This window comes from Solicola agrisoli (assembly GCF_049059935.1).
In the GTDB taxonomy this organism is placed as follows: domain Bacteria; phylum Actinomycetota; class Actinomycetes; order Propionibacteriales; family Nocardioidaceae; genus JAURVT01.
Map to the genome: position 1 here is coordinate 16,192 of NZ_JBMGQR010000022.1, position 15,732 is coordinate 31,923.

Below are 15,732 nucleotides of genomic sequence, written 5' to 3' on the forward strand. Positions count from 1 at the left end.
CTTCCCTTTGCTTGTGTTCCTAATGGGTGAGGGGCGAGGGCCGGCGGCCCCGGGTGTCCGGGGCCGCCGACGTGCTCACACCTCTTCGACGCTGCTGGGCTCGCGGCGGGACAGGTCGATGCCCAGCTCCTCCGCGGCTCGGAAGACGTCTTCCTCGGCGTCACGCATCTCGACCGCGGTGCCGTCGCTCGAGAGGACCTCGACGTTCAGGCACAGCGACTGCATCTCCTTGACGAGCACCTTGAAGGACTCGGGGATGCCGGGCTCGGGCACGTTCTCGCCCTTGACGATGGCCTCGTAGACCTTGACGCGTCCGAGGATGTCGTCGGACTTGATGGTCAGGAGCTCCTGCAGCGCGTACGCGGCGCCGTACGCCTCGAGCGCCCAGACCTCCATCTCGCCGAAGCGCTGGCCACCGAACTGCGCCTTACCACCCAGCGGCTGCTGCGTGATCATCGAGTACGGGCCGGTCGAGCGCGCGTGGATCTTGTCGTCGACCAGGTGGTGCAGCTTCAGCATGTACATGTAGCCGACCGAGACCGCGTCGGGGAACTGCTCGCCCGAGCGACCGTCGAACAGCATCGCCTTGCCGTCGCGGCCGACCATGCGCTGGCCGTCGCGGTTGGGCAGGGTCGAGGCCAGCAGGCCCTGGATCTCGTCCTCGCGCGCACCGTCGAAGACGGGGGTCGCGATGTTCGAGTTGGCCGGGGCCTCGTCGGCGCCGATCAGCTTGAGGCGCTTCTCCCAGTCCTCGGTGTCGCCGTCGACCTTCCAGCCGGTCTTGGCCACCCACCCGAGGTGGGTCTCCAGCACCTGGCCGACGTTCATCCGGCCGGGCACGCCCAGCGGGTTGAGCACGATGTCGACCGGGGTGCCGTCCTCGAGGAACGGCATGTCCTCGACGGGGAGGATCTTGGAGATGACGCCCTTGTTGCCGTGACGGCCGGCGAGCTTGTCACCGTCGGAGATCTTGCGCTTCTGGGCCACGTAGACGCGGACCAGCTGGTTGACGCCCGGGGGCAGCTCGTCGCCGTCCTCGCGGTCGAAGACGCGGACACCGATGACCGTGCCGGACTCGCCGTGGGGGACCTTGAGCGAGGTGTCGCGGACCTCGCGCGCCTTCTCTCCGAAGATCGCGCGGAGCAGCCGCTCCTCGGGGGTCAACTCGGTCTCGCCCTTGGGCGTGACCTTGCCGACGAGGACGTCGCCGTTGCCGACCTCGGCACCGATCCGGATGATGCCGCGCTCGTCGAGGTCGGCGAGCATCTCGTCGCTGACGTTCGGGATGTCGCGGGTGATCTCCTCCGGGCCGAGCTTGGTGTCGCGGGCGTCGACCTCGTGCTCCTCGATGTGGATCGAGGTCAGCAGGTCGTCCTGGACGACGCGCTGGCTGAGGATGATGGCGTCCTCGTAGTTGTGGCCCTGCCACGGCATGAACGCCACGAGCAGGTTGGTGCCGAGCGCCATCTCGCCCTCGTCGGTGCAGGGGCCGTCGGCGAGCGGGGTGCCCACCTCGACGCGCTGACCCTCGACGACCAGCGGGCGCTGGTTGATGCAGGTGCCCTGGTTGGAGCGACGGAACTTGGCCAGACGGTAGGTCTGGTAGGTGCCGTCGTCCTGCATGATCTCGACGAAGTCGGCCGAGACCTCCGCGACGACGCCGGGCTTCTTGGCGACGGTGACGTCACCGGCGTCGACGGCGGCACGGAACTCCATGCCGGTGCCGACGAGCGGGGCGTCGTTGCGGATCAGCGGGACGGCCTGGCGCTGCATGTTGGAGCCCATGAGCGCGCGGTTGGCGTCGTCGTGCTCCAGGAACGGGATCAGGGCCGTGGCCACCGACACCATCTGGCGCGGCGAGACGTCCATGTAGTCGACCTCGTCACGGGGAAGCAGGTCGGCCTCACCGTCACGCTGGCGGACCAGGACGCGCTCCTCGGCGAAGGAGCCGTCCTCGTTCAGGATCGAGTTCGCCTGGGCGACGATGTACCGGTCCTCGTCGCTCGCGGTGAGGTAGTCGATCTGCGCGCTGACCTTGCCGTCGATGACCTTGCGGTACGGCGTCTCGACGAAGCCGAACGAGTTGATCCGTCCGTACGACGCGAGCGAGCCGATCAGGCCGATGTTCGGGCCCTCGGGAGTCTCGATCGGGCACATGCGGCCGTAGTGCGACGGGTGGACGTCACGGACCTCGTAGCCGGCGCGCTCACGCGACAGACCACCCGGGCCGAGCGCCGACAGGCGACGCTTGTGGGTCAGACCGGCCAGCGGGTTGTTCTGGTCCATGAACTGGCTGAGCTGCGAGGTGCCGAAGAACTCCTTCAGCGCCGCGGTGACCGGACGGATGTTGATCAGGGTCTGCGGCGTGATGGCCTCGACGTCCTGGGTCGTCATCCGCTCGCGGACCACGCGCTCCATGCGGGCCAGGCCCGTGCGGAGCTGGTTCTGGATCAGCTCGCCGACCGTGCGCATGCGGCGGTTGCCGAAGTGGTCGATGTCGTCGGCCTCGACGAACGTCTGACCGGCCGGCGCCTCGAGCTCGGTCTCGCCGGCGTGGAGCGCGACGAGGTAGCGGATCGCGGCGACGATGTCGTCGATGGTCAGCGTCTGCTGGTCGAACGGCTGCGTCTGGCCGAGCTTCTTGTTGATCTTGTAGCGGCCGACCTTCGCGAGGTCGTAGCGCTTGCCGTTGAAGTAGTAGTTGTCGAGCAGCGTCTGCGCCGCCTCGCGCGTCGGGGGCTCGCCCGGACGCAGCTTGCGGTAGATGTCGAGCAGCGCGTCGTCCTGGCCGGCGGTGTGGTCCTTCTCCAGCGTCAGGCGGATCGACTCGTACTGGCCGAACTCCTCGAGGATCTGGGCCTCGGTCCAGCCGAGCGCCTTGAGCAGCACGGTGACGCTCTGCTTGCGCTTGCGGTCAAGGCGGACGCCGACGGTGTCGCGCTTGTCGACCTCGAACTCGAGCCACGCACCGCGCGAGGGGATGACCTTGGCGGTGTAGATGTCCTTGTCGGACGTCTTGTCGGCGCTGCGCTCGAAGTAGACGCCGGGCGAGCGGACGAGCTGGCTGACGACGACACGCTCGGTGCCGTTGATGATGAAGGTGCCCTTGTCGGTCATCAGCGGGAAGTCACCGATGAAGACCGTCTGGCTCTTGATCTCGCCGGTCTCGTTGTTCATGAACTCGGCGGTGACGAACAGGGGCGCGGCGTAGGTGACGTCGCGGTCCTTGCACTCCTCGACCGAGTTCTTGGGGGGCTCGAACCGGTGGTCGCGGAACGACAGGCTCATCGTCCCGGAGAAGTCCTCGATCGGCGAGATCTCCTCGAAGATCTCCTCCAGACCGGACTTGGTGGAGACGTCGGTGCGACCGGCGTCCAGTGCCTCCTGCACTCGAGCCTGCCAGGACTCGTCACCGGACAGCCAGGCGAAGGCGTCGGTCTGCAGCGCCAGGAGCTCGGGAACCTCGAGAGGCTCGGAGATCTTGGCGAACGAGATGCGGCGGGGGTGGATCGTGGAGGTGGCGGCGTTGCGCGAGGCGGCCAAGAGGGGTCCTTCCGAAGGCTCTCAGTTCCCGGGTACGGCTGGCGGTGCGAAGACATGCCGAAGGACCCCGGTCAAGGGGTTCTGCAGACAGTAAAGGCAGCGCAAATGAACAGACTAGTCCGGACAGCACCAGTAACACAAGCCCGGGGCTCATCTGGGACCCGGGACCACCCGGCGAGCGCCGGAGATCTACCACTGGGCCGCCGACGACGAGCCGGTCATGCGTGGCTAGAGCATGGCCCCTGCGGCCCGGCAGGTCAAGCACATCGCCCACAACCGTGTGGACGACGGCGCCCGTGGGCGTGCGCCGGAGATGGCGACCTGGGGCCGTTCGTCGAGCGAGGACGACGCAGCCAGGGCGGAGACCAGACGTCAGGCTCTGACGTCTGGCGCCGTCCTGCCAAGGCGGACGAGCGACGGCGAATGGGTTCGTTCGTCGAGCGAGGACAACGCAGGCAGGGCGGATGCCAGACGTCAGAGGACCTCGACGTTGTTGACGAGCCAGGTGCCGTCGCGCTGGACCATGGTGAGGGCGACGCGGTTGCCGAAGACGTCGGGGACGGTGCCCTCGCCGGTGCTTCGGGACAGGTCGAAGAACACCATGACGCGCTGCACCGAGGAGCTGCACTCGTCGCCGCAGGGCAGGGCGGCGGTGTCGCGGGCGGTGGACCGGATGGTGATCTGGCGCTGGTCGCCGAGCTCGCCGAGGGTGTCGACGATCTTGGCGTACTGCGTGCGGAACCTGGGCGTCAGCAGCTTCTCGGCCTGCGCGGAGTCCTTGTCCAGGGTGCGCGAGTCGTAGGTGTACATGGTCTCGACGGCGGTGCCGGCGGCGCTGGCGGCCGCGGACTGGGCGTCGGTGAGGCTGCGGTCCTGCCAGACCTGCCATCCCCCACGTCCGGCGAGGACGAGGCCGGCCAGCAGGCACACGGCCGCGACGAGGGCGAGCGGGACGAACCAGCGGCGCTCGGCCGCCGGCGGCCGGAGCAGCGTGCCCAGCGGGCGGCGCTGACGCGGCTCGCGCGGGGCGCGGGGCTTGCGCTCGCGGGACGGACGCGTCGACGACGACGGCGGCGGCGTGCCCGCGCCCGTGTCGCGGCTGGGCCGCACCGGTCGGGTGGGGCGACGGGGCGCGGGCGTGCGCGGGGCGGCCGGGGCCTCGGGCGCCCCGGCGGTGCCCGAGCGCTCCCCCGCGATCCTGCGGCGGCGCGGCGCCGGTCCGGTGCCGCTCACGGCGTGGCTCCCGTCGTGGGCCCCGAGGACGGCGCGGGCGGCGTCGCCGACGGGGCGGGCGTCGCCGACGAGGCGCCGTCCTGCGGGACGGCGGCCTGGCCGTCGGCGCCCTGGCTCGCCACGGAGTCGTACCGTGCGACCTTCCAGTCGCCGCCGGACTTGCTCAGCTCGACCCTCCAGCGCAGCGGTCGCTCGGCCGGGGTGGTCTGCTGCGCGGTGGTGACCGAGGAGTTCGCCGCGACGAGCACGGTGGCGGAGTCGTCGTCGATGGTGTCGACGGCCGCACCGGTCACGCGGGCGTCGTCGCTGACGACCTTCTGCTCGGCCAGGAGGGTGAACGCCTGGGTGGTCAGGGCGTCGAACTCCTTGCGGTAGGCCGAGGTGAGGAGCGGGTCGACGCGGTCCTGGTACTCCTGCACCTTGGACGCGTCGTAGGTGTTGATGTCGACCACGAACTGGGTGGCCGCCTCGACCGCGGCGGACCGGTCGCCCTGGTCGTCGGCGCGGGCCTGCAGCCGGGGCGCCAGCAGGCCGGCCGCGCCGAGCAGCACGCCCAGGACGAGGACGGCGGCGAGCAGTCGGACGGCGCGGGCCTTCTCGGGCCACGCCGCCGTCGCCGCGGGCTGGTCGGCCTGCTGCTCGGACGTCTCGTCCGCCCCCGGGGCGTCCGCCTCGTCCGCGTCGTCTGAGCTGGTGTCGGTGGCGTCGTCGTCGGCGTCCGTCGCAGTCCGGTCGGTCTCGTCGACGTCGGTCTCGTCGACGCGGTCCTGGTCGCTCACCTCGCGGTCGCCGGGCCCAGCAGCAGCCACTTCCACGCATCCTCTCCGAAGGTCCGGGTGTCGGGGGTCGTCATCGTCGACTGCACCGCCCCGACCGGGGCCACGGTGCGCTTCTCGTCATCGTAGACACCCACGACGTCGGACCGGTTGAGGTCCGGGGCGGGGAGGTCGGCGTTCTTGGGCGCGCGCGGCACCGACTCGTCCGGCGGCAGGGTGCACTCCACCTTCTGGTCGAACTTCTCCGGCGAGGTGTCGGCCGGCGGGCGCATCGACTTGTAGCCGTCGCGGTCGGTGCAGATCTTGGGGTCGGTGGTCAGCGCGAGGCCGAAGTGCGCGTCGTAGTTGCCCTCGCCGTCGGGCGCGACCACCGACCAGCCTCCCTGGAGCACGTAGGGGTACAGGATCAGCAGGCCGCGGACGCCGTCGAGGCGGGTGACGACGATGCGGTTGGTGGTGCGCACGTCGTTGATCAGGACGCCGAGGTCGTCGGCGTTCTCGGCCACCACCTGGCGCAGCTGACGGGCGGTGCGCGGGCCGTCGTCCAGGATCGTGCGGAGGTCGTCGTCGCTGGAGACCAGCGTGTCGGACAGCCGCTCGAGGTCGCGCGAGAAGGACCTGATGTCGCCCTCGGAGTCGATCTGGGTCTGCAGGACGCCGTTGGAGTTGCGGATCAGCTCGGCGGTGATGTCGAAGTTGTCGTCGGCGGTCTCGATGAAGGAGTTCGACGTGTCGATGATGCGGCCGAGGTCTCGGCCCGTGCCGTTGAAGGCCGTGCCCAGCTCGTCGACGACGGTCTTGAGGTTCTCCTTGTCGACCGAGTTCACCAGGTTGTTGACGTCCACCAGCAGCGTCGAGGTGTCGAGCGGGATGGCCGTGCGGTTGCGCGGGATCGAGGACCCCGACTTCAGGAACGGCGCCCCCGTGCTGCGCGGCTGGAGGTCGACGAACTGCTCACCGACCGCGGACTTGTTGGCCACCACCGCGGTGACGTCGGCCGGGACCTTCGGCGCGCTCTTCTCGATGTCGAGGGTCGCCCTGACACCGTCCTCGGTGAGCTGGAGCGAGCCGACCCGTCCGATGCCGACGCCGCGGTAGGTGACCTCGGCACCCGCGAACGAGCCGCCGGAGTCGGGGAGGTTGACGCTGACCGGGTAGGTCCGGTCGACGAACAGGCGGTCGAGCTGGGCGTAGCGGCCGCCGACGAACGTGGTGCCGATCGCCGTGATCACCAGGAACACGAGCAGCTGGAGCTTGACGCGACGACTGATCACTGGGCCACCACCGGGACGATGAAGGTCGAGGCGAGCTCGGGGTCGAGGCCGCGGTCGCGCATGAGCCGGTCCACCGACGACGCCGTGGCCGATGCCTCGGGGCTGACGCGGCACAGGCCGAGGGTCTTGCACAGCTGCGGGACGACGCCCGGCTGCCCGCCGCCCTGCGTCGAGGGCCTGTTGCCCAGCAGCGGGGGCAGCACCGGGGCGATCGACGGCAGCGAGGGCGCCGGCGTGGTCGGGGCGCTCGTCGTGGGGGCGTCGGACGGGGCGGGCGTGCTGCTGTCGCCGGAGCCGTCGCTGCCGTCGGCCGAGCCGTTGCCGCCCGCCTTGCCGAGCGCGTCGGCGAGGTCCTTGAGGATGTCGTTGCTGTCGCTGTTCTGGACGCCGCCGACGCCCTGCAGCAGCGTGGGAAGGTCGAGGTTCAGCTTGATCGACAGGTTCGCGAAGTCGCCGATCTGGCGCTTGCGTGCCTCGGCGGGGGTGTCGCCGATGAAGGCGTCGGAGAAGGGGAACGTCGGGCCGAGCGAGAACGCGCCGGGCAGGCTGTCGCCGGCCTCGGTGAGCCGGGCCAGGATGGGCTGCAGCCGCTTGAGGTCCTCGATGGTCGCGTCCTTGGAGGCGTCGATGACGCCCACGCCGACGTCGCTGAGGCGGTCGAGAGACTCGAGCAGGCGGACGAGGTCGTCGCGCTGCTGGTCGAGCGTCTCCAGCGCGGGCGGCAGGTCGTCGAGCGCGCCGGTGATGGCGTCGGTCTGCTTCTTGGTCTCCTCGGCCAGGCGGTTCAGCCGCTCCAGGGCGGTGATGATGCCCTCCTTGTTGCGGTCGAGCTCGCCGATGACGTCGTCGGCGTCGCCGAGCAGGCGCTTGAGCTCGGGGCCGTTGCCCTCGAGCGCGTTGTTCAGCTCGCTCGTGATGGTCGCGAGGTTCTCGATGCCGCCGCCGTTAAGGACCAGCGACAGCGCGCTGAGCACCTCCTCGACCTCGGGGTTGCGGCTGCTCTGGGCCAGCGGGATCACGTCGCCGGGGCCGAGACGTCCCACGCTCCCGCCGGAGGGCGGGGCGAGGGACACGAACTTCTCGCCGAGCAGGCTGGTCTGGCGCAGCGTGGCCTGGGCGTTGTCGGGCAGCTCGACGTCGCGGCGCAGCTGCAGCGTCACCTTGGCCGTCCACCCGTCGAGCGAGATGCGGCGGACCTTGCCGACGGTGAGGTCGTTGACCTTGACCGCGCTCTGGGGCACCAGGTCGAGCACGTCGCGGAACATCACCGTGACCTCGTACGGGTCGTCGCCGAGGTCGGCGCCGCCGGGCAGGGGCAGGTCGTAGGGCGACAGGCTGCAGCCCGAGAGCACCGCGGTGCCGAGGGCGAGGGCGCCGAGCCGGCGCAGTCCGGAGAACTTCACGAGGTCACCCCCATGATCTGCTCGACGGACTGCTGGTGGCGCTCGCCGGTGGGTGCGGCCGACGACGGCGCGACGCGCGGCAGGACGCCGCCGGCCCCGCCGAGCGAGCCGAGGTCGGGAAGCAGCGGCCCGAGCAGCGAGCAGACGTCGTCGGGGGCACCGGTCTCGCCGAGCAGCGCGCACAGCGAGCGGTCGGGCTTGCCGATGGAGTCGAGCAGACCGTCGAGGATCGCCGCACGGTTGTCGAGCGTGCCGTACTTCGGGTTGTAGGTCAGCGCCAGGTTCGACAGCGCGACCGGCGCGTTGCGCAGGGTCTGGTCCAGCTGCTCGCGGTTCTTGACCACGGTCTGGGTGATCGACGTCAGGTTCTCGACGTTCGTGCGCAGCAGCGTGCGGTTGGTCTTGACGAACGTCTCGACGTCACCCAGGGCGGCCGCCAGCTGCTCGAGGGTGGCGGCGAGGTCCTCGCGCTCCCCCGACAGCGTGCCGGCCGCGTCGGCGAGGCTGGAGTTGAACGCCCGCACCGAGCTGTCGTTCTCGCGCAGCATCCGGACGAACGCGTTGATTTGCTCGACGCTCGCGAACAGGTCGTCCTTGTTGTTGGCCAGGGTGGTGCTGAGCTGGGAGAAGTCCTCGATGGTCTGGTTGATCTTCTCGCCCTCGCCGCCGAGGTTGGCGGCCGAGGAGTCGACCAGGTCGCTCAGCGAGCCGTCCTTGTTGGCGCCGTTGGGGCCGAGGGCCACCGAGAGGTCGTCGAGGGACTGGTACACCTGGTCGAGCTCGACCGGCACCTGCGCCTTGGACTTGGCGAGCACGGCGTCGTCGGCCAGCACCGGCCCGCCGCTGTAGGCCGGCGCCAGCTGCACGAACCGGTCGCCGACGATGGCCGGCGAGACGATCGCGGCGCTGACGTCGGCGGGCACCTTGTACTTGCTGTCGTAGGCCAGGGTCACCCGCACTGTGTCGCCGCGGGGCGAGATCGTCTCGACCCTGCCCACGGGCACCCCGAGGATGCGGACCTCGGAGCCCTCGTAGAGCGAGACCGTGCGCGGGAAGTCCACCGTCATGGTGCGGGTGCTGCTGCGCGGGACGAACGCGATCACGAGCGCGACGAGCAGCGCGACGACGACGAGCCCCGACAGCAGCCGCGGCACCGCGGCGAGGCGGGTGGTGAGCGAGCCGGCCATCAGCTTCCCCCTCCGGTGAGCGGCGGGAGCCCGGGGACCGTCGGCGCGGTGGTGCCCGGCGTGCCACCGGTGCCGCCGGTGCCCCCGGTCGCGCCGCCGGTGACGTTGCCGATCACGCCCTTGAGCTGGTCGGTGAGCCCCAGGTCGAGCTGCGGGGGCAGGAAGACGTAGGAGTCGAAGAACGGGCCGTTGGCCAGCGTGTTGCCGAACAGACGGTAGAAGTCGCCGGAGACCTGCAGCGAGCGGTCCAGGCTGTCCTGGTTCTTGCGCAGCACCTGCACGACGCCGTCGAGGTTCTTCAGGGCCGGGTTCAGGTCGGCCTTGGTGTCGGCGATGACGCCGCGCAGCTGGCGCGACAGCTCCTGGGTGCCGACGAGCAGGTCGTGGATCTGCTCACGACGGGCGGCCACCGCGCGGAACAGCACGTCTCCGTCGCGGAACAGCTTGGCCAGCTCGGTGTTGCGGCTGGCCAGCACGCCCGAGACCTTCTCGAGGTTCTGCAGCAGCGTGTTGATCTGCTGGTCGCGAGCCGCGATCTTGCGCGAGAGGGCCGAGACGCCGGCGACCGTGCCCTTGAACTCCTCCGGGCTCCCGTTCGCGACCTCGGAGATGGTGTCGAGCGCGGTGGCGAGCTGCTGGGTGTCGATCCGGTCGGTGGTCTCCGACAGCCCCGAGAACGCCTGCACGACGTCGTACGGCGCCACGGTGCGCTCGACCGGGATGACCGAGTCGACCGGCAGCTGCCCCGACCCGTCCGGGGTGATCGCGACGAACATGGCGCCCAGGAGCGTGCGGACGCGGATCTCGGCGCCGCTCTGCTCGCCGAACCTGACGCCCTTGTCGAGCAGCAGCTCGACCTTGACGCGGTCGCCGTCGAGGGTGATGTCCTTGACCTTGCCGACGGAGACGCCCGCCAGGCGCACCTCGTTGCCGGACTTGAGCCCGCCGGCCTCGGAGAACTCGGCGAAGTAGGTGTCTCCGCCGCCGATCACCGGCAGCCGGTCGGCCCGGAACGCGCCGAGGATCATCAGGGCGATGATCGAGAGGCTGACCAGGCCGATGACGGCGGGGTTCCTCTCGCGGAACGGCTTCACGATCCGTCCCCCGTCGCGCAGCGCTTCACGTTGGGCGTGGACGCGTCGATGTCGAGCGGCACGGCCTGGTCGAGGTTGAGGATCGGGATGGGCGGGAGGGTCACGCTGCCGGTGATGTTGCACAGGTAGAAGTTGAAGTGCGAGCCCGTGGTGGCGGTGTTGCCGAGCTTGTTCAGCTTCTCGGGCAGGATCTGCAGCGACTTCGCGATGGTGGCCTTGTTCTTGGTCGTGTTGAGCCCGGTGGTGAGGTCGTCGAGCTGGGAGATGTCGGCGCTGAGCGGCGCGCGGGCGTCCTCGACGAGCCCGGCCGTCGTGGTGGTGAGGTCGGCCACCGAGTCGAGCGAGCCGAGGATCGACTCGCGGTCGTCCTTGAGGCCGGTGGCGAGCGCCTGCAGCGTGTCGATCGTGCGGCCGAGCTCCTGGTCGCGGTCGCCGACCGTCTCGAGCACGTCGTTGAGGTTGGTGATGACCTCGCCGACCAGCTCGTCGCGGTTGGCGAGGGTCTGGGTGAGCGACGACGTGCGTGCGAGCAGGCTCTGGACGGTGCCGCCCTCGCCCTGCAGCAGCTGGATGATCTCGAACGAGAGCTTGTTGGTCTGGTCGGGCGACAGGCCCTTGAACAGGGGCTTGAAGCCGTCGAAGAGCACGTTGAGGTCGAGCGCCTCGGTGGTGCGGCTCATCGGGACCAGCGCGTCCTCCTTCAACGGCGAGGTGGCGCCCCGGGCCCCCTGCGTGATCGACAGGTACCGCTGGCCGATCAGGTTGCGGAACCGGATGGCCACGTCGCTCGCGGTGGTGAGCCGGGAGGTCGAGGCGACGTCGAAGGTGAGGACCGCGGTGCCCGAGTCGGTGGCCTCGACCTTCTTGACCGAGCCGACGCGGACGCCGGCGATGCGGACGTCGTCGCCCTTGGCCACGCCCGTGACGTCCTCGAACTCGGCGCGGTAGGTCTTGCGGTCGCCGAAGCTGAGGTTGCCGATGGTGACCACGAGCAGCGCGGTGGCGAGCACCGTGACGGCGATGAAGACGACGAGTTTGGTGAGCGCGGACGTGCTCGCCCGGTCAAGGAGCGGCATCGTAGGTCACCCCCGCCCCACGCAGGAACGGTGCGGCGAACAGCGTCGCGGCGTCGCTGACGTCGGCCGCGTCGGTGCCCATGGCGGGCGCGAGCAGCGACTTCATCATCTTGGTCTCCGAGGGGGTGGTGCCGGTGCTCGGCTGCACCATGTCGACGAGCGGGTCCTGCGAGCTCGGGTCGACGCGCCCGAACTTGCCGTTGTGGCTGTCCTTGAGGCCGAGGGTCTTCAGCGTCGGCAGCGGCGGGATCGGTGCCGGGTCGGCCTGGGAGTAGGGGATGTTCGGCAGCGTCTGGCAGTTCGGGCCCAGGAACTTCTGGTCGTCCCTCACCTGGGCGTCGGAGGGCACGCGCGGGGTCTCGTCGGCCGCGTACCCGGTGGCCTGCTCCTGCAGCGGGATCAGCTCGAGGTTGATGTTGACCCGGTTGTCGCGGAAGACGCTGTCGATGCGGGGGGTGAGCTTGTCGATGCCCTCGAGCAGGCAGGGCAGCACCGGCGAGTACTCGCGCAGCATGCCCAGGGACGGCAGCGACTCGTTGGCCAGGCCGATGAGGTTGTCGCCGTTGTCGTCGAGGAACGTCGTGGTGGTGTCGGACAACCGGGTGCCCTCGGCGAAGAACGCCTGCAGCTGGGCCCGCTTGGCGACCACGGTGTTGCCGGTGACCACGGTGTTGCGCAGCGTGTCGCCGAGCTCGGGCATCACGTCGGCGTACTGGTCGGAGACCTGGCCGAGCTTGTCGATGTCGTCGACGAGCGTGGGGGTGAGCGGCTCCACCTTGTTCAGGTAGCCACCGAACCGGACGAGGTTGTCGCCGATCGCCTCGCCGCGTCCGTCGAGCGCCGTGGCGACGGCGTTGAGCGTGTACGACAGCTCCTCGGGCTGGACGGTCTGCAGGAGCGGGTAGACGTCGTTCAGGACGGTCTCGACCTCGATCGGGACCGACGCCTGCGTGATGTCGTCGCCGGCCCGCAGCGCGCGGGCGGGCTTCTGCGGCACCTGCAGGGCCACGTACTTCTCGCCGAACAGCGTCTTGGGCACGAGCAGCGCGCTGACGTTGCTCGGGACCCGGCCGATCTTGTCGGGCTCCATGGCCACCGAGATCTGCACCTCGTCGCCCTTGGGCTGCACGTCACGGACCTGGCCGACGATCATGCCGCGGATCTTGACGTCGGCGTTCTTGGGCAGCTGCAGGCCGGTGCTCGTGGTGGTGATCGTGACGCGGTCGGCCGCCACGAACTTCTTGTTGTAGACCGCGTAGGTCAGGTACAGCAGCACGAGCAGCAGCGCCAGGAAGCCCACCCCGAGGGTGCGCCTGATGCTGGGACGGTCGGTCATCCGGGTGGCCATCGCTAGCCCGCCAGCCGGACGGTCGTGGTGGTGCCCCAGATCGCCATCGAGAGCAGGAGGTCGACGACGCTGATCGCGACGATCGACGTGCGGACGGCGTGGCCGACGGCGACGCCCACGCCCGCGGGTCCGCCGGAGGCGTAGTAGCCGTGGTAGCAGTGGATCATGATGACGACGACGGCGAACACGAGCACCTTGCCGAACGACCACAGCACGTCGCCCGGTGGCAGGAACAGCTGGAAGTAGTGGTCGTAGGTGCCGGTGCTCTGCCCCTCGAGGCGGGTGACGGTGAGCCGGGACGCGAAGTACGACGACAGCAGGCCGACGACGTACAGCGGCACGACCGCGATCAGGCCGGCGATGACGCGCGTGGTGACCAGGAACGGCAGCGACGGGATGGCCATCACCTCGAGGGCGTCGACCTCCTCGCTGATGCGCATGGCGCCGAGCTGGGCGGTGAAGCCGCAGCCGACGGTGGCGGCGAGCGCGATGCCGGCGATGAGCGGGGCGATCTCGCGGGTGTTGAAGTACGCCGACAGGAACCCGGCGAAGGCCGCGGTGCCGAGCTGGTCGAGGGCCGCGTAGCCCTGGATGCCGACCTCGGTGCCGGTGAAGAAGCTCAGCGCGGTGATGACGCCGATGGTGCCGCCGATGACCGCCAGGGCGCCGGAGCCGAGCGTGACCTCGGCGAGCAGCCGCAGGATCTCCTTGCGGTAGATACGCACCGCGCGGGGCATCGCCGCGAAGGCCTTGACGTAGAACGCCAGCTGGTGGCCGAGGTCGTCCAGACCGTCCATCGGCCGCCGGTAGAGGGCGCGCAGGTTCGACTCGAGGGTGGCCACCGCTACATCCCCTTCGCCGGCACGAGCTGGATGTAGACCGCCGTGATCACGAAGTTCGTGACGAACAGCAGCAGGAACGTGATGACGACCGACTCGTTGACGGCGTCGCCGACGCCCTTGGGCCCGCCGGAGGCGTTCATGCCCTTGTAGGAGGCGACCACCGCGGCGATCATGCCGAACACGACGGCCTTGACCATTCCCTGCCACAGGTCGGGCAGCTGGGCCAGCGCGGTGAACGACGCCAGGTAGGCGCCGGGTGTGCCGCCCTGCAGCACGACGTTGAACACGTAGCCGCCCATGACGCCCACGACGCTGACCAGGCCGTTGAGGAACAGCGCGATCATCATGCAGGCGAGCACGCGGGGGACGACGAGGCGCTGGATCGGGTCGATGCCCAGCACCATCATCGCGTCGAGCTCCTCGCGGATGCGGCGCGAGCCGAGGTCGGCGGCGATGGCCGACCCGGCGGCGCCCGCGATGAGCAGCGCCGTGGCGATCGGACCGGCCTCGCGCAGGATCGCGAGCACGGCGGCCGAGCCGGTGAACGACTGCGCGCCGAACTGCTGGATCAGCCCGCCGACCTGCAGCGCGATGACGGCGCCGAACGGGATGGCGACGAGCGCCGTCGGGATGATCGTGACCGAGGCGATGAACCAGGACTGCTGGAGGAACTCGCGCAGCTGGAAGGGACGGCGGAACAGCCCCATGAACACGTCGAGCGCGAACGCGAAGAGCTTGCCGGCCGTCCCCAGGGGACGCGAGACCGTCGCGAGGCTCATGCGGTGGCCCCCGGCGCGAGCGACACGTCGTCCTCGAACGACCCGGGCGGCGGCGTGACGTTGTTGGCGCGGCACCACTCGCCGGGCGGCTTCTGGCCGCGGCGCGGGCGGCCGTCGGACGGCTCGAGCTGCGCGGGGATCGGGGGCAGCGCGGGCATGCCCTGCGACGCCTCCTGCGCGAGCTCGTCGGCGTCCTTCTCCTCGCTCATGCCGATCGGGCCGACGCGCTGGGCGTTGAGGAACTGCGCGACCACCGGCTCCTCGCTGGAGAGCAGCATCTCGCGCGGGCCGAACATGGCCAGGTGCTGGTGGAACAGCAGGCCGATGTTGTCGGGCACGGTGCGGGCGGTGTTGATGTCGTGCGTGACGATGAGGAACGTCGCGTCGATCTGCGCGTTGAGGTCGATGATCAGCTGGTTCAGGTACGCGACGCGGACCGGGTCGAGGCCGGAGTCGGGCTCGTCGAACAGGATGATCTCGGGCTCGAGCACGAGCGCGCGCGCCAGGCCGGCGCGCTTGCGCATGCCGCCGGAGATCTCACCCGGCAGCTTGGTCTCGGCCCCGACCAGGCCGACCATGTCCATCTTCTCCATCACGATCTGACGGACCTCGGACTCGGACTTGCGGGTGTGCTCGCGCAGCGGGAACGCCACGTTGTCGTACAGGTTCATCGAGCCGAACATGGCGCCGTCCTGGAACAGCACGCCGAAGAGCTTGCGGATCTCGTAGAGGTCGCGCTCACGGCAGTTCGGGATGTCGACGCCCTCGATCCAGACGTGACCGGTGTCGGGCTTCAGCAGGCCGATGAGGGCCTTGAGGAACACCGACTTGCCGGTGCCGGAGGGTCCGAGCATGACGGAGATCTCGCCGGCCGGCAGCGTCAGGGACACGTCGCCCCAGATCAGCTGCTTGCCGAACGACTTGGCCAGGTTCTCGACCTTCACCTCGACGCCCATGCACGCCCCTCCTCGCCTGCTCGGTGGCCACCTCGGACACGGCTCTCCCCCGCGGTCCGACGTGGTGTACCTCACTGAACGAGCCCGAGAGCGTCAGGTTACGGCCTGATGACCAGCGGCGTACCCGGGTCGTCCGATTTGCGGTCGGCGCACGTTACCCCGCGGTAGCCGACAAGTGCAACTGCGTGTTGCAGTTGGGACGGGAGGGTGCGGACGTGCGA

12 protein-coding genes are annotated in these 15,732 nt (G+C 69.9%); all 12 read right to left on the minus strand.

Annotation, left to right across the window (positions count from 1 at the left end; genetic code table 11):
- Positions 1–75: 75 nt before the first annotated feature.
- The 12 genes from rpoB to ACI6PP_RS10220 all read right to left on the minus strand — a co-directional run bounded on the left by rpoB (position 76) and on the right by ACI6PP_RS10220 (position 15,511).
- Positions 76–3,543 carry a DNA-directed RNA polymerase subunit beta gene (gene rpoB / locus ACI6PP_RS10165; protein WP_421111328.1) on the minus strand — a complete coding sequence of 1,156 codons (3,468 nt, stop codon included), beginning with the start codon at positions 3,541–3,543 and terminating at the stop codon, positions 76–78.
- A gap of 474 nt (positions 3,544–4,017) precedes the next feature.
- On the minus strand, positions 4,018–4,776 hold the full coding sequence (locus tag ACI6PP_RS10170) for a hypothetical protein (protein ID WP_421111330.1): 759 nt from the start codon (positions 4,774–4,776) through the stop codon (positions 4,018–4,020).
- Positions 4,773–5,585 (minus strand): hypothetical protein, encoded by an 813-nt coding sequence (locus ACI6PP_RS10175; RefSeq protein WP_421111332.1) that lies wholly within the window; start codon positions 5,583–5,585, stop codon positions 4,773–4,775. The genes ACI6PP_RS10170 and ACI6PP_RS10175 overlap by 4 nt, the downstream gene beginning before the upstream one ends.
- The gene (locus ACI6PP_RS10180) at positions 5,552–6,826 is read right to left on the minus strand and encodes an MCE family protein (RefSeq protein WP_421111334.1); all 1,275 of its coding nucleotides are present in this window, start codon (positions 6,824–6,826) and stop codon (positions 5,552–5,554) included. The genes ACI6PP_RS10175 and ACI6PP_RS10180 overlap by 34 nt, the downstream gene beginning before the upstream one ends.
- Complete coding sequence (locus ACI6PP_RS10185) at positions 6,823–8,229, minus strand: MCE family protein (RefSeq protein WP_421111336.1); 1,407 nt, start codon at positions 8,227–8,229, stop codon at positions 6,823–6,825. The genes ACI6PP_RS10180 and ACI6PP_RS10185 overlap by 4 nt, the downstream gene beginning before the upstream one ends.
- Entirely contained in the window at positions 8,226–9,416 is a 1,191-nt protein-coding gene (locus ACI6PP_RS10190; RefSeq protein ID WP_421111338.1) for an MCE family protein, read from the minus strand. Before ACI6PP_RS10190 ends, ACI6PP_RS10185 begins: the two co-directional genes overlap by 4 nt.
- Positions 9,416–10,510: an MCE family protein gene (locus ACI6PP_RS10195; RefSeq protein ID WP_421111339.1), complete on the minus strand. Its 1,095-nt coding sequence runs from the start codon at positions 10,508–10,510 to the stop codon at positions 9,416–9,418. Before ACI6PP_RS10195 ends, ACI6PP_RS10190 begins: the two co-directional genes overlap by 1 nt.
- Positions 10,507–11,586: an MCE family protein gene (locus ACI6PP_RS10200; protein WP_421111340.1), complete on the minus strand. Its 1,080-nt coding sequence runs from the start codon at positions 11,584–11,586 to the stop codon at positions 10,507–10,509. Before ACI6PP_RS10200 ends, ACI6PP_RS10195 begins: the two co-directional genes overlap by 4 nt.
- Positions 11,573–12,922 (minus strand): MCE family protein, encoded by a 1,350-nt coding sequence (locus ACI6PP_RS10205; protein WP_421111342.1) that lies wholly within the window; start codon positions 12,920–12,922, stop codon positions 11,573–11,575. Before ACI6PP_RS10205 ends, ACI6PP_RS10200 begins: the two co-directional genes overlap by 14 nt.
- Positions 12,923–12,936: 14 nt before the next feature.
- The gene (locus ACI6PP_RS10210; RefSeq protein ID WP_421111392.1) at positions 12,937–13,731 is read right to left on the minus strand and encodes an MlaE family ABC transporter permease; all 795 of its coding nucleotides are present in this window, start codon (positions 13,729–13,731) and stop codon (positions 12,937–12,939) included.
- 47 nt (positions 13,732–13,778) lie between these two features.
- A complete protein-coding gene (locus ACI6PP_RS10215; RefSeq protein ID WP_421111344.1) occupies positions 13,779–14,555 on the minus strand; it encodes an MlaE family ABC transporter permease in 777 nt (258 codons plus the stop codon).
- Positions 14,552–15,511 carry an ABC transporter ATP-binding protein gene (locus tag ACI6PP_RS10220; RefSeq protein WP_421111346.1) on the minus strand — a complete coding sequence of 320 codons (960 nt, stop codon included), beginning with the start codon at positions 15,509–15,511 and terminating at the stop codon, positions 14,552–14,554. Before ACI6PP_RS10220 ends, ACI6PP_RS10215 begins: the two co-directional genes overlap by 4 nt.
- Between the last annotated feature and the right edge of the window lie 221 nt (positions 15,512–15,732).

What these genes read in the sequence shown, in the direction of transcription:
- ACI6PP_RS10200 (WP_421111340.1), bottom strand. Translation starts at nt 11,586, where the DNA reads ATGCCGCTCCTTGACCGGGCGAGCACGTCCGCGCTCACCAAACTCGTC.
- ACI6PP_RS10210 (WP_421111392.1), bottom strand. Translation starts at nt 13,731, where the DNA reads ATGGACGGTCTGGACGACCTCGGCCACCAGCTGGCGTTCTACGTCAAG.
- ACI6PP_RS10205 (WP_421111342.1), bottom strand. Translation starts at nt 12,922, where the DNA reads ATGACCGACCGTCCCAGCATCAGGCGCACCCTCGGGGTGGGCTTCCTG.
- ACI6PP_RS10215 (WP_421111344.1), bottom strand. Translation starts at nt 14,555, where the DNA reads ATGAGCCTCGCGACGGTCTCGCGTCCCCTGGGGACGGCCGGCAAGCTC.
- ACI6PP_RS10190 (WP_421111338.1), bottom strand. Translation starts at nt 9,416, where the DNA reads ATGGCCGGCTCGCTCACCACCCGCCTCGCCGCGGTGCCGCGGCTGCTG.
- ACI6PP_RS10220 (WP_421111346.1), bottom strand. Translation starts at nt 15,511, where the DNA reads ATGGGCGTCGAGGTGAAGGTCGAGAACCTGGCCAAGTCGTTCGGCAAG.